Raw genomic sequence first — 14,825 nt, forward strand, 5'->3', positions numbered from 1 at the left:
TCTATATTTAGATTAAACCAATATCTAATTAAATTAATATTTAGTTAAACTAATGTTTAGTTAAATCAACGTAATAAAATTATTAACTTCATGTTGTATTATTAAAATATAATACTTGCTTATCTAATATATTTTATTATCCTGATATATCTATTACTCTAAGTTAATTACTAAAATTCTATATAATTATTATTCATTAACAGCTTCTACTTGATTGTAGCAAATGCTTAAAGCTCCTTTTGGACATCTAGTTACACATAATCCACAACCAAAGCACTTATCCACATCTATATTTAATTTATCTGTAACTTCTAGAGCTTCATATACACAGCTTGTTACACATTGTTTACATTTGATACACTTATTATCATCTACAACTGGAGCTACTGCATGAGTTCTAAATCCTCTAGCTGCCATTTTCTTATGAGTTAATCCTTTGATTTCATTAACATCAGCATATCCATTTTCATCTAAGAAATCATTTAATTCTTTAGCAATTTTTCCATATATAGAAGGCCCTTTAAGGATTGCTTCTGTACATACTTGAACAGCACTTGCTCCTGCCATCATCATTTCAGCTACATCTTTTCCACAAGTTATTCCACCAACACCTATAATTGGTATATTTACAACTTGAGAAGCTTCATATATACATCTTATTGCAAGTGGTCTTATTGGAGCTCCTGATAGCCATCCATATCCAGCTTTACTTCCCATTATAGGGTATCCTGTGTTTACATCTATTGCCATACATGGTCCAAATGAGTTTATCATTACAAGTCCGTCTGCTCCTGCTTCTTCAACAGCTTTTGCAATAGTTTGAATATCAGTATGAGGACTCATTTTCATAAATACTGGTACATCTAAAACAGCTTTTGCAGCTTTTAAAGCATTTACTATTGGAGCAACGTCTGTACCTACATAATGAGTAGATAATTCAACTGCATCTGCATAAGGTTTTACTAAAGGTGCAACCTCAGCTATTTGTTCTGCTGAATATCCCATACTTACTATTACTGGAAGACCTGCTGCTTTTACTTTTTTGTATTCTTCTTCTATCCATTGTTCTTTTGGAAGCTCTGACCATAATTCTGTGTTTAAGAAACCACTGTTAGTTTTTGCCATACATGGTCTTGGTACATCTGCTGGTAATACAGATATAGTTTTTGTACATATAGCTCCTGCTCCACCTTTTGCTGCCTCTTGACAGAGATCACCATCTTTTGCTCCAGGACCTGCCGCTGTCATAACTGGATTTAAGAATTCCATTCCATATAAATTAACTTTTAAATTAGCCATATTATTATCTCTCCCTTAATTAAATATATTTTTTTAATATTTAGCTTAGATACTCTTTTGTCTATGTTGCTTTTCGTTTATTTCATCTTATTTTGCTTCTTCAGTCTTAGGAGTTTTTTCCTTTTTTGAACCTAATTCATTGAAGAATATATTTAAAAGTACTGCTGATAAACTTCCTGTTGTTATTCCACTGTGAAATATCGTTTGCACCCAAGTTGGAAAATTATGATAGAAATCAGGATTTGTCAGTGGTATCATAGATAACCCAACACTAACTGCTACTATCACTCCATTTTTAGTTCCATCAAATTTTACTTTACTTAGAGTTTTTACTCCTCCAACCATTACCATTCCAAACATTGCAAATCCTACTCCTCCAAGAACAGGCTTAGGTATTGCTCCTATTATGGCTGCAAACTTTGGTAAGAAACCAAGCACTAGCAATATTACCCCTGCATAAACTGCAATAAATCTTGATTTTATACCTGTAAGCCCAACAATTCCTGTATTTTGACCAAATGGAGTTATTGGGAATGAATTAAATATCCCAGATAAAGCTGTAGATATTCCATCTCCAAATAGACCTCTTTTAATATTTTTACCAGTTACCTCTTTGTCTACCATTTCGTGAATAGCTATCATATTACCAACTGATTCTGTCATAAGTACTAACATAATTAAGCATAATGATAATATTGCAGATGGTTCAAATCTAGGCATTCCAAATTTTAAAGGCACATTTAGATTAAGCCATCCAACACCATTTACTGCACTAAAATCAGCCATTCCAACTGCCATAGAAAGTAATGTACCAAGCACTATACCTACCAATATCGCTGTACTATTCCAAATTCCTTTTAAGAATTTAAATGAAAGTAAAGTTATCGCCAATACTGCTAAAGCTAATGCTAATGAGTTTGGTTCAACCGCTTCCAATTTGTTGTCAGTTATCCACTTTATCCCAACTGGGAATAGTGAAATACCTATTACCATAACAACTGTTCCAGTAACTACACTAGGGAAAAATCTTATCAGTTTTTCAAATACTGGAGCAAGTAATATACAAAACAGTCCAGCTACTATTACAGAGCCAAATACTGTCTGTATTGCAACTTGAGAATCACTATATGATGAGGCTATTGCTGTCATACCTGCCACAGCGGCAAAACTAGTTCCTTCAATTACTGGTATTTTAGCGCCTACAATATTTCCTATACCAACACTTTGTATGAGTGTTCCTATACCTGCCATAAACAAGCAAGCATTTATTAAAAAAACAATACTAGCATGATCTAGTCGTGCAGCACTTCCTATCATCATAGGAACTGCTACCGCTCCTGCACACATTGCTAAAACGTGCTGTAGTGAAAATACCCAAGATTTGGATACAGGTAACCTTTCATCTACTGGAGCTATTTTAGGGCTTTCATTTTGAGACATGTTGGGTCTCCCTTCTATATTTAGTTTAATATTCTATTCCATATATTTTTTATCTATATACTTCATTTAAATTCTACTTTTGTCTAAATTCTATTCTTAACAGTTAAGTTCTTGTTTCTTACTTGTATGTTAATATCAATTATTTAGATTCTACTCCATAGGTTTTGACTTAGTTCTCTACTCTTAGCTAGAATACTTTCTTCATCAATGTTTACTAATTTTCTGTCTTTCATAAGTACTTTTCCATTTATAATAGTTGTGTCCACACTTCTTCCACTCATTCCAAATATGATGTGTCCCCCTATTGTGTTTTCTGTCAATGGAGTGTGTGGTATATAATCAACTACTATAACATCTGCATAAGCTCCTTTTTTAAGTATACCTAGGTCATTTTTATAATAAGCTTTTGCTATTTTTTTATTGTTATCAAATAACATTGTTTGTGATTCTCCAAATCCAACTCTTGGGTCACTCAAGTGGTGTTTATGAATTATATTAGCAACTTTTAACGATTCAAACATATCACTAGTGTATCCATCAGTTCCTAGACCTACTGTAACATCTCTTTTTAGTAATTCTATTGCAGGAGAACATCCAACTGCATTTCCCATATTAGATTCTGGATTATGAACTACAAATGTATTTGTTTTATTTAAAAGATTGATTTCATCTGTACTTATATATATACAATGAACTGCTATAGTCTTTTCTTTTAGCACACCAAAATCATTAAATCTTTCTAAAACTCTTTTTCCATATTTATCTACGTTATATTGTAAGTCTGCTAATCCTTCAGCAACATGTACATGATAACCTGTATCAAGACCAGCCATTTCTGAAGCACACTTATTTAATGTATCATCAGACAACGTAAATGCAGCATGAAGACCAAACATTCCCTTTATCATGTCTGTATCATCTTTTTGAGCATATTTTATGAAATTTACATTTTCATTGATGCCTTGTTGTATTGTATCTCCACCATCTCTATCAGATACCTCATAACAAAGGCATGTTCTTATCCCCAAATCTTTTGCAACATCTGATATTGTAAATAAACTACCTTCAATTGCATTTGGACTTGCATGATGGTCATAAACTGTTGTGACACCATTTTTTATACATTCTATATAAGTTGCATATGCACTGTATTTTGTATCTTCTAGTGTAAGTTGTTTATCAAGTCTCCACCATAAATTGTTTAATATTTCTAAAAAGTTTTCAGATGGTTTTCCTGGAACTGCCATACCTCTAGCAAATGAACTGTATATATGCATATGTGAATTTATTAGACCAGGCATGATTATCTTCTTGCCTGCATCTATAAATTCATGTACTGGATATTTCGCTTTCATTTCCTCAGTAGTACCTATATCTTCAATCAGATTGTCATTTATTACAACACATCCATCTTCCATATAGGGATTTAAAGAATCTTGGCTTATTAGCCTCCCATTCCCCACTAAAATCATAAATTTATTCCTCCTTAAAGCTAAGATTTAATTTTTAAGTACTTTTCCTGCTTTAATTTTATTGTATTTTCCTTCTTCAACAACACAATTTCCATTTATAATTACATAATCTATACCTGTAGGATATTGCATAGAATTGATAAAATCATCACATCCACTAACTGTATCCTTGTCAAATATAACTATGTCTGCAAAATATCCTTCTTTTAGTTCCCCTCTATCTTTTATACTAAAGCTTACTGCTGCTTTTTTAGTCATTTTGTAAACAGCTTCTTCAACTGTTAGTACATTTAATTCTCTAACATATCTTCCTAGTATTTTAGGGAAAGAACCATATGCTCTTGGATGTGGCTTACCTGCTAAAAGACCATCTGTACATACATTTTGTTCGTCTCTTTTCATAAAACCTATTATATGTTCTTCTAATCCATAGAAATCTACCATTCCAACTGCATTTTCTTCTTCTTTCAATAAATCAAACGTTGCATCTAATGGGTCTTTGCCTCTCATCTTTCCAATTTCTAGTAGGCTTTTACCAATTGTATCTTGATTTTTTTCTGTCTTTACACTTGTTACAAAGATTTGGTCTATTCCAGCAAATTCTATAAAGTTATCCCAACCTTCGATTCCATTTGCTATATCTTTTTTCATTTTTGCTCTTTCGTTTTCATCACTTAATCTTTCTATTAATTTATCAGTTCCTCCTGAATGTGCCCATGGAGGTAAAACTACTCCAAGCATTGTACTTCCAGCTGCATAAGGATATTGGTCAAATGATACTCTTATACCTTCTTTTTCTGCTTTTTCTAAAAGTTCTATAACTTGAGGTATATACTTCCAATTTGATTTACCACAAACCTTGAAGTGTGAGAAGTGAACTTTTACTCCTGATTGTTTTCCAATTTCTATAATTTCTTCCATTGATGTTAAAATCGTATCTGCTTCACTTCTTTGATGAACTACAAATACTCCATCGTATTTTGCTACTACTTTACACATCTCTATAATTTCTTCTGTCAATGAATACGCACAAGGTATATATATAAGTCCAGTTGACAATCCTATAGCTCCTGCCTTTAATTCTCTTTCTGTGATTTCACACATCTTTTGAATTTCCTCTTCAGTGGCAGGTCTATCTTCAAGTCCCATTGCTTCCATTCTTACGTTTCCATGAGGTACTAAATAAGTTTCATTTAATCCCACCCCATTTTCGTCCATCATTTTCAAATAATTTTCTGTTGTTTCATATTTCCAATCAATTTCATCACTTTCACCATCTAGGCCTGCTAAATTTTTTCTCCAAGAAGATATATGCTCTTGAGGTAGAGGGGCCATAGATATTCCATCTTGGCCCAACACTTCTGTTGTAATTCCCTGTCTAATCTTTACCTCATTATATGGATTAACTAAAATCACTAGGTCTGAATGGCTATGAGTATCTATGAAACCTGGACATATAACTCTACCTTTTGCATCTATAACTTTGTCAGCTTCTTCGTTTAAATCCTGTGATATTTTTAATATTTTTTCGTTTTCTATTAAAATATCCCCTTCATATGCTGGTGTTTTATTGCCATCTACTATAAGCCCATGTTTTATTAAAGTTCTCACAAAACCATCTCCTAATTATTTTTTATAAACTGATTTTAATATACCATAATATCCTTCTGCACCTTTGAATAATTGGTCTAATTCTATATGTTCATCTATTGTATGAGCAAGATTTTCTCTAGAAGGACCAAATCCTATAGTTCTTATTCCAGCCTCACCTGCATAATGGCTTCCATTTGTACAGAATGAGTATTGAGTTATTTCTGAATCTATTCCAGCTTCTTTTAATCCTTTGTATGCTGCTTGAACAAATTCATCATTTTCATCATATAACCAACCTGGGAAGAATCTTTCACTTTCTATAGTATTTCCTGTATAACAGTCAGCTTTTTCAGATGCATAAGAAACTTTTGCATTTAATTCTGAGTCTTCTTTCATCATTTCATCTAATAATGCTTGTATTGGAGCTAATACTCCTTCTTTTGTTTCTCCAACCAATAATCTTCTATCAAAAGTTGCTTTACAATAATCTGGCACTACTGATGCTCCTGGGTATGGAGAAGATTTTATATCTGTTAAAACTAGTATTCCATCACCTAACACTGGATGAGTTGGAGGTACTAATTGTTGTATTCTTTGAATTACATTAGCCATTTTATAAACTGCATTTACACCTTTTTCTGGATTAGCAGAGTGAGCTGGTTTACCAAAAGTTTCTACAACTATTTCTCCTCTACCTCTTTGACCAATCTTTAAGTTTAATTCTGAAGACTCTCCTATTACAACATAATCAGGTTTAACAGCTTTACTTATTTCTCTAGCTGAAACTCCTTCAAATATTTCTTCATGAACAACTCCTGCTACATATAGTTCACCTTCGAAGTCTTTATTAGTATCTTCTGCAAAGTATGAAACAGCCGCCATCATAGCACTTACTTGACCCTTCATATCAGAAGTTCCTCTACCGTATATTTTACCATCTACTATTCTTGCTTCAAAAGGAGGAACACTCCATTTACTTGCATCTGGAACTGGAACTGTATCTATATGACCATCAAATAATATTTTTTTACCTGGTTTATTTCCTTTTATACATCCTACTATATTTCCATATCTATCTCTTGACCAGCTGTCAAAACCTAATATAGCAAAATTTTCTTCAATTGCCTTTACTACATTTTCTTCTTGACCTGAATAACTAGCATTTCTTATTAAATCTTGGCAAACTTCAGTTAATTGTTTTTTTCTTATTTCATTTAACATTTTGATATTCCCCCATATAATTCTTAATTTTTATTTATTGGCATTTTGATTTTTCATTTATAATGTTTAACTTATTTGATTTGTTAGCACTTTACTTTTATTTATCTTGAACCCTCTATTTACTTTGGCATTCTCCATTCCAAACTATATCTTTATATTTGTCTGGGTCAGTATCTCCTTCTGTACTTATTAATAATACTTTAGAGTTTTCATCTAGTTTTAAAGCTTCTCTTAAATCTTTTAAATCTTCACTTTCAAGTATTGAAACTAATGCTCCAGTTGTAACTGCTCCAGATTCTCCAGAGATTACTTTTTCATCTCCTCTTAGAGGATTTCCTAAAACTCTCATACCTTTAGCAGAAACCCAGTCTGGTGCTGAAACAAATGCTGATGAATAATTTTTTAATACTTCAAATCCTATAGTATTTGGTTCTCCACAAGCAAGACCTGCCATTATAGTTGGCATATCTCCACCTACAAATCTTGGTTTTCCATCTCCTGCTTCTGCTGATTTATAGTAACAATCTGCCTCATCAGCTTCTACTACTACTGTTATTGGGCATTCATCATATATTGAAGCAACATATCCTTGAACTGCACCAGCAAGCGAACCAACTCCTGCTTGCACAAATACATGTGTTGGTCTATCTACTCCATATTCTTTTAATTGTTCTATAGCTTCTTTAGCCATAGTTCCATATCCTTGCATTATCCATGCTGGTATCTCTTCATATCCTTCCCATGCTGTATCTTGAACCATTACTCCATGGTCATCAGCTTCTGCATATTCATTAGCTAATCTTACAGCATCATCATAGTTTAAGTCTGTTATACTAGCATCTGCACCTTCTCCCTTGATTTTATTTAATCTAAATTCAGAAGAACCTTTTGGCATTAACACAACAGATTTTTGACCTAATTTATTAGCTGTCCAAGCAACTCCTCTACCATGATTTCCATCTGTAGCTGTAAAGAAAGTTATTTCTCCTAATTGGTCTTTTATTTCTTTTGAAATTAATTTTTCATATCCTAACTCTGATATATCTTTATTTAATCTTTGAGCTAAGTATCTACCCATAGAGTAAGAACCACCCAAAACTTTAAATGCATTTAATCCAAATCTGTAAGATTCATCTTTTACATATATTCCGCTAACCCCTAATAATTTTGCTAAGTTATCTAATTTAACTAAAGGAGTTTTTTCGTATTGTGGAAAACTCTCATGAAATGCTTTCGCTTTTGCAATTTCTTCATCCTTTAAAAATTCAATTCCTTTTTCTTTTTTCTCTGCTTTAGGTAAGTTATTTAATTTCCATTTTATTTCTCTCATTTATTTTATATTCCCCTTTCAAATTTTTCGATGTCATTATTAATTTTTTATCTTTGTGTCTTTATACAAAGCAATTACTGTGCCAATATTATTTATTCTAAAAACAATTTTTTTATGTTGGAATTACATACTTTTTTCAAATTTATTTAAATTCTGTAAAATCTGAGTGTGAAAAATAAGATTTATAAAAGAAAAAATTCTCATATTGGGAAATTTTTATCAATACGAGAATTATCATTTCGAGAAACCGTTTCTTTATTTTTATTTTCCTTCTATTATGCCTTTAATTTTCTATATGTCTATTATTTTGTCTTGTATATTACTATTTTTACCTTCTATATTTATATGGTTATAACCTTCTATATTTTATGTTTTTATTTTAGCTTTCTATTAGTACTGTTATTTTTATTGACCTACCAATCACATTACAATACATTTAAAACTATTTTCTATATCTAGTTTATTGTTGTTCCTCTTCTAGCTTTCTATATAATGTAGCTAAACCTATCCCTAAATCTTTTGCTATTTTCTTTTTTGTCTTTGTATCTCTTCCATATTTATTTAACAACTTATGTATGTAAGTTAACTCCAATTCTTTAATTGAAAGTATTTTTTCTTGGTTTTCTACTATTCCATCAACTATATCATCTTCAAACTTTATTACCTCATTATTACTCTTAAAACTATTTCCTTTAATATTATAATAGTTCAAAATATCTAATGGAAGCATATCTTTATAGATTATTCCATCTTCTCCAACTAAATTCATCATATATTCAACTGCGTTTTCTAATTCTCTTATATTTCCCGGCCAATTATAATTAATCAACATATTCATCACATTTTTTTCTATTTGATTCAATTTTATATCTAATTCTAAAGAATACTTGGAAACAAATTTCATCATTATAGCTTCAATATCATCTTTTCTTTCCCTAAGGGGTGGTAAATTTATAGGAATTACATTTAACCTATAGTACAAATCATCTCTAAACTTGCCTTCATTCACTAACTTAAGTAAATTTTTATTTGTTGCAGCAATTACTCTTATATCTAAATCTATAAGTTTATTTGAGCCAATCCTTGCAAATTTTCTTTCCTGCAAAACTCTAAGTAACTTCGCTTGTAAAGGCATAGATAAGTCCCCCATTTCATCAAGGAATATGACCCCTTCATTTGCAAGTTCAAACTTACCAACCTTACCTCCACTACTAGCTCCACTAAATGCACCTTTTATATAGCCAAATAACTCACTTTCAAGAAGGTTTTCTGGAATAGCAGCACAGTTTATAGCAATAAATGGCTTATTCCATCTACTTCCTTCAGCATGTATAGCTCTAGCAATTAACTCTTTACCTGTACCACTTTCACCAGTTATAAGAACTGTTGAATTTGACTTTGCTAATTTCTTAGTTCTCTCTTTAACTTTCACCATTGATTCTGAGTTACCAATTATAGACTCTATATCACTATTTCCCCATCCACTGTTGACTTTTCCATGTCCTTTATGGTTTATATATGTCTTATCAAATATGATTATCTTGTCATATTGATTTATATATGGATATACAGGAATTATTTTGGCATTTATATTATAAATTTTGTTATCAATATCAATTTCTAGTAATTCATGCCCATTTGAAGAAGATTCAACAGATATTATTTTTACTGTATTTTCTATTATATCTTTTCCAATATCTAATTTTTTCAAAGCAATATTGTTTATATAAGATATTTTGCTATTTATATCTAATATAATGACACCTTTTTCAACATTTTCTATTATTTCTATCATCATATTCATTTTTCTACTGCTACTTTTTGACACTTCATGTTCTTCTATCTTCATAGAAATTAAATCGCATATATGATTGACAAACTTCAAATAATTATCTATTTTTGCACTTATTTCTACTTTTTTAGTTTTATCTGTACTAATAGCACCAATTACTCCTATAGTACGATTATTATATTTTATTGGGACTGCTATTATTACTTTATTTAGGCATTTCATGTAATGGGAACATTCTATACAAAGCTGATTATCACATATATCTAATACGACTAATTCCTGACCTGTCTGTATAACTTTATCATAAAGAAAACCTTCAGTAACAACGCTTTCATTTATTTTTGATTTATACAGACCTGTGCCACTAATTCTTATTAATCTATCATCAACTATTTCAATATCTACATCTAGCACACTAGCTACTGTTTCAGTGTATTTTATCATTTCCTGTTGAAATTCCTTTAATTTACTTACCATAGTTTCCCCCATTAGAATTTAATTTACCAAATTATCAGTTTAACTATATTTTAACATATAGTTAATTTTTAAAATATATATAAAACATTACTTATTTATATATTTACATTGAAATACATAATAATAATTATAAAAAGATTGTTTTATATTAGGATTACTTTAATTATAATACACAAATAATAAAATACAAAAAAGCTTTCCTCCTATAACAAATATATTTTTGGCACAAAAATATATGTTATATAAGAAAAGCTCAATAGTTAAATATTTAGATAGATTTTTATATAGACTTTTTTAATATAAACTTTTTAATTGTAGACTTTTTTTATTAGTTTTTAATTTTTATTAGTTTTGTCATTGATTTTATTATAATACTGCCATTGCTTCAATTTCTAAAACTGCATCTTTTGGTAATTGAGCAACTTGTACACATGATCTTGCTGGTGGATTTTCTTTAAAATATGTAGCGTACACTTCGTTAATATCATTAAAATCCTTTAAATCTTTTACGAAAACTGTAGTTTTAAATACTTTATCCATAGTTGTACCAGCTTGTTCTAGTATTGCTTTTACATTGTCTAAAGAAGCTTTTGTTGCTTCTTTTGGGTCAGATACTAACTCACCTGTCTTCATGTCTATTGGAAGTTGACCTGATGTAGAAACTATATTTCCAACTTGTATCGCTTGAGAATATGGTCCAATTGCTCCTGGAGCTTTCTCTGTAGCTATTACTACTTTTGACATGATTTCACCTCCTATTATTAAGTTATATTTACAGGAAAATAAAATTTCCTAAACACCAATATTAATATGAACCTTTAGACAAGAAATCAAATCCAAAGTTTCAAATAATCAATACTCAGATTATTATATTTATTTGTGTTCATGTTAATATTTATTAAAGCAATTAGCATGCCAATTTCTTTTTATTCATAAAACTTTATGTAAGCACTTAAAACACCTAAATTGCAACCTTCCCATAAAAAATAATCAGAAATTCGTTTTTTTATAACATTAATTTTTTCTCATATCTAGAATTTTACCAACCTGAGAATTCTTGTTTTGAGAATTCGCAAATTTTATTTAAATAGTTCTAAAGTTTTAATTTATTAGGCTATCATGTATGAAAGAACTATGGTTGACAATCCTACTGCTACAAATAGCAACACTTTAATCCAGACCTTATTTACTTTTGTTATCATAGAACCTATTGAAAATATAATAGCCAAGTATAATAGTAACCAAAAAATTATCAATATTCCACTACTGCTGCTGAAAACTTACAAAACTATTTTTTAATGAGCCCATTTATCTTATAAGCTATACATTTATTTTATAAAATATAAGTAAAGTATAAAATTAATTCTTTCAGCAACTTTCTCCCTTCATATTTTTTAAATCTTTTATAGAATTGTATCATGTTTGAGTGAATTTTCATACTATTAAGTCTTTCCCTCTACAAAACACTACCTCTCATTTCATGCCTAATAATGTAAGATTACAGCTATTTTATTGATTTTGATAACTTGATTGACTATACTATTATTAGTTTTTATTTGTATAAAGCTACTATTTATATGCAAAATTTTTATTTATATAGGGGGTTTTTAATTATGAACAAAAGTCCATTAACAGCAGAAACAACAGAAGAAATGCTAAAAGTACTAAGTGGGAAAGATTATAGTATTGCTTATGATTTGCATGAACTTGGTCAATCACTAGATTGCAAGATTGAACCACGAACAGGAGCCCGTTCTTATCGTATACTATATTCAACTAAAAAACCAAAACGTAGTCTATTTACTATTGAATGTAATGAGAAAAAATGGAGAGTTAAAGCAAACCTTTATAATCTAGATACATATAGAGACACTGTAGAAGAATGCTCTAAAGTTATTAAAGATAGTATTACAAAAACTCGTACTTGTAAAAAATGTAATCCAAAGTGTATTGGTGGTTCTTCATTTGAATTAGATGGTAAATCCTATTTAACTTGTGTAGGAAGTGGACATTATTTTGCTAATATGGAAGAAATCGATTGGAAAAATCTAAAAAAGTTAATTATTAAAGAAAATGATATTATGAAAGAATCTATTTAATACGCTACTAACTACTAAAAGCAAAACAACTACTAAAACACATATAAATTTAGATATCAAATAAATGATAAAAATGTGCATAGATTTGTATGTATATCAAAAATCTGTGTATATTAAAAAACTGAGTATACCAAAAAGGCTGTAGATAAATTTACTTTTCTGTAAATCTAATTATAGCCTTTATGTATTGCTTTTACTATATAACCATTAAAGTTATTTTGTAATCTTAAATTCCCATCTCCATGTACTGTTTCTATTATATAATCACAATCATTTATGTTACATTTCAATATCGACTTTATCAGATAATAAGCTTTAAATACATAAACTTAAGGAGTTATCTGAAAATGACATAACTCTATCAGCAACATAAGAACATGTATTAAAATATATCTGTAGTAAAGATAACTATTCTATGACATTAGAAAACTATATTAAATATTCTGTTAATTCTGCAATAATATAAGACTAGTATTTTAAACTTCTTTATTAGTTTTTGTATTATTATATTCAGCTATATTTATAAAAAATGAACCCTGTTGTAAGGATTCATTTTTTTATATTATTTATTACTTATTTTTTTGAGTTTCAGGGGATTTTGGGGGTGCAGGGACTTCATAATAATATACAGTTTCTTTTCCAATAAGTTCAGAACCAAGTTTTACCCATTCTCCTCCATAGGTAGATTTTATCTGAGAAATATCTGAATCTAATGATGTAACAATAAGACCCTGTTGAGCTCTAAATATATTTTTTTTCTCATCGCCAGTGCCAGTGCCAGTTTTAAAACTCAATTTCCCATTATCTAACATTAACAAATTTCTATTTTTGTGATATCCCTTCAAGTTAATACCATTAACAATCTCTGGAACAGATGAGTCAATAAATATATAATCATTAAAGTTATTTTGTAACCTTAAATTTCCACCTCCGTGTACTGATTTTACTATATAATCATAAGCATCTATGCTACATTTCAGTGTAGAATTTGGTATTTGAAGAGTTTCAAATACATAAACTTTATGCTTATATTCTAATCCATCATCCCAATTATCTTTATTATCACTAAGCAAATTAACATGGCAATTCTTAAAATTCTCTCCATAGAATAATGAATATGCATCTTCTTTCCTATTTTCCATATTTGAATAAGTATCATAATCTGTATTATAATAATACTGACCACATCTTCTTATAATCCCAGATATAGAAGTATTAATCATTGTACCAAATGCAAAACCACAATGTCCACATTGATCAATAGTAATATTATTAATCTTATAACTACCGCCACCCTTACTTCTAAGGCCTACTTCTTGTATTTTCTCGATTTTAATATTATTCAGACTAGCTCCTACCTTAATTTCCATACCCTTTTGGCATTCATATATTCTACTGTTTGAAATAATTATGTCATTTCCTGTATCAATACCTAGCCCGCAAGAGGAAACTGTAATATCATTTACAATTGAATAGTAAGGAATTTGAATTCCTGTACCTGAGAAGCCAGTTATATAAAGATTTTCATAATGACCTAGGCCTGTAGTTTCAGCAGTACATATAATTGCTGATACCCCCTTCATTTCTTCATTATTCTCATTTCTCTTAATGAACATTTCATAATGATAATGTGGATTTCCTTTTGTTGGGGGTTCATCATGAACAATCATCTCACAGCTATCAGAATAAAAACTTATATTTTTAATACATTGTTTTCTTCCTGTCAATGTAATAATACTCATATTAGGAACTCCACGTGTTATAAATTCTGTAGCAGATGTTGATGAATCAGAATCTCCATGTAAGGTTATTTCTTTATCAATCGCAATACCAGTTTTAAATAGGTATTTACCTTTTGGGAAATACAAAATACAAAAATCTGTTTCACTAATAATTTTCTGTATAAAAGGTCCTACATCTTCTGTCCCATCATTTTTAATATCAGGCTCTCTTTCTAATACGTTAATCCATTTTTTATTCTTAATTTCTTCCATAATATTATCTATTCCTTTCTTAATTTACTCAATACCAAAAGGTTATGTGCTTTTGGTATTAAATGAATTTTTATAGTTACCAATTGTACTATATAAAATTTATTGAAA

Annotated in this window: 11 protein-coding genes; 1 reads left to right on the plus strand and 10 read right to left on the minus strand. The window is 29.8% G+C overall.

Going from position 1 to position 14,825, the window contains the following annotated elements:
* Nucleotides 1–189: 189 nt before the first annotated feature.
* The 8 genes from KGF45_RS09380 to KGF45_RS09415 all read right to left on the minus strand — a co-directional run bounded on the left by KGF45_RS09380 (nt 190) and on the right by KGF45_RS09415 (nt 11,368).
* Complete coding sequence (locus tag KGF45_RS09380; protein ID WP_227433768.1) at nt 190–1,299, minus strand: 4Fe-4S binding protein; 1,110 nt, start codon at nt 1,297–1,299, stop codon at nt 190–192.
* Between the two features lie 87 nt (nt 1,300–1,386).
* Nucleotides 1,387–2,739, minus strand: coding sequence for a nucleobase:cation symporter-2 family protein (locus KGF45_RS09385; protein ID WP_227828385.1), 1,353 nt, complete (start codon nt 2,737–2,739; stop codon nt 1,387–1,389).
* 143 nt (nt 2,740–2,882) lie between these two features.
* Nucleotides 2,883–4,211 carry a putative aminohydrolase SsnA gene (gene ssnA, locus KGF45_RS09390; protein ID WP_227842375.1) on the minus strand — a complete coding sequence of 443 codons (1,329 nt, stop codon included), beginning with the start codon at nt 4,209–4,211 and terminating at the stop codon, nt 2,883–2,885.
* A gap of 27 nt (nt 4,212–4,238) precedes the next feature.
* Nucleotides 4,239–5,822 (minus strand): D-aminoacylase, encoded by a 1,584-nt coding sequence (locus KGF45_RS09395; protein WP_227842377.1) that lies wholly within the window; start codon nt 5,820–5,822, stop codon nt 4,239–4,241.
* A gap of 15 nt (nt 5,823–5,837) precedes the next feature.
* Entirely contained in the window at nt 5,838–7,025 is a 1,188-nt protein-coding gene (locus tag KGF45_RS09400; RefSeq protein ID WP_227828382.1) for a YgeY family selenium metabolism-linked hydrolase, read from the minus strand.
* 115 nt (nt 7,026–7,140) lie between these two features.
* Entirely contained in the window at nt 7,141–8,355 is a 1,215-nt protein-coding gene (gene dpaL / locus KGF45_RS09405; RefSeq protein WP_227828381.1) for a diaminopropionate ammonia-lyase, read from the minus strand.
* Nucleotides 8,356–8,815: 460 nt separating this feature from the next.
* A complete protein-coding gene (locus tag KGF45_RS09410; protein WP_227828380.1) occupies nt 8,816–10,624 on the minus strand; it encodes a sigma 54-interacting transcriptional regulator in 1,809 nt (602 codons plus the stop codon).
* Between the two features lie 366 nt (nt 10,625–10,990).
* Complete coding sequence (locus tag KGF45_RS09415) at nt 10,991–11,368, minus strand: RidA family protein (RefSeq protein ID WP_227433761.1); 378 nt, start codon at nt 11,366–11,368, stop codon at nt 10,991–10,993.
* A gap of 869 nt (nt 11,369–12,237) precedes the next feature.
* On the opposite strand from KGF45_RS09415, the gene KGF45_RS09420 reads away from it, so the two are divergent.
* Entirely contained in the window at nt 12,238–12,723 is a 486-nt protein-coding gene (locus KGF45_RS09420) for a hypothetical protein (protein ID WP_227828379.1), read from the plus strand.
* A gap of 167 nt (nt 12,724–12,890) precedes the next feature.
* On the opposite strand, the gene KGF45_RS20095 is transcribed toward KGF45_RS09420, so the two are convergent.
* Complete coding sequence (locus tag KGF45_RS20095; RefSeq protein WP_255287822.1) at nt 12,891–13,013, minus strand: hypothetical protein; 123 nt, start codon at nt 13,011–13,013, stop codon at nt 12,891–12,893.
* 279 nt (nt 13,014–13,292) lie between these two features.
* Entirely contained in the window at nt 13,293–14,717 is a 1,425-nt protein-coding gene (locus KGF45_RS09425; protein WP_227842379.1) for a glycoside hydrolase family 55 protein, read from the minus strand.
* Nucleotides 14,718–14,825: the final 108 nt, after the last annotated feature.

This window comes from Clostridioides sp. ZZV14-6154 (genome assembly GCF_020657785.1).
In the GTDB taxonomy this organism is placed as follows: Bacteria; Bacillota; Clostridia; order Peptostreptococcales; family Peptostreptococcaceae; genus Clostridioides.

What these genes read in the sequence shown, in the direction of transcription:
- KGF45_RS09380 (WP_227433768.1), bottom strand. Translation starts at nt 1,299, where the DNA reads ATGGCTAATTTAAAAGTTAATTTATATGGAATGGAATTCTTAAATCCA.
- KGF45_RS09385 (WP_227828385.1), bottom strand. Translation starts at nt 2,739, where the DNA reads ATGTCTCAAAATGAAAGCCCTAAAATAGCTCCAGTAGATGAAAGGTTA.
- ssnA (WP_227842375.1), bottom strand. Translation starts at nt 4,211, where the DNA reads ATGATTTTAGTGGGGAATGGGAGGCTAATAAGCCAAGATTCTTTAAAT.
- KGF45_RS09400 (WP_227828382.1), bottom strand. Translation starts at nt 7,025, where the DNA reads ATGTTAAATGAAATAAGAAAAAAACAATTAACTGAAGTTTGCCAAGAT.
- dpaL (WP_227828381.1), bottom strand. Translation starts at nt 8,355, where the DNA reads ATGAGAGAAATAAAATGGAAATTAAATAACTTACCTAAAGCAGAGAAA.
- KGF45_RS09410 (WP_227828380.1), bottom strand. Translation starts at nt 10,624, where the DNA reads ATGGTAAGTAAATTAAAGGAATTTCAACAGGAAATGATAAAATACACT.
- KGF45_RS09415 (WP_227433761.1), bottom strand. Translation starts at nt 11,368, where the DNA reads ATGTCAAAAGTAGTAATAGCTACAGAGAAAGCTCCAGGAGCAATTGGA.
- KGF45_RS09420 (WP_227828379.1), top strand. Translation starts at nt 12,238, where the DNA reads ATGAACAAAAGTCCATTAACAGCAGAAACAACAGAAGAAATGCTAAAA.
- KGF45_RS09425 (WP_227842379.1), bottom strand. Translation starts at nt 14,717, where the DNA reads ATGGAAGAAATTAAGAATAAAAAATGGATTAACGTATTAGAAAGAGAG.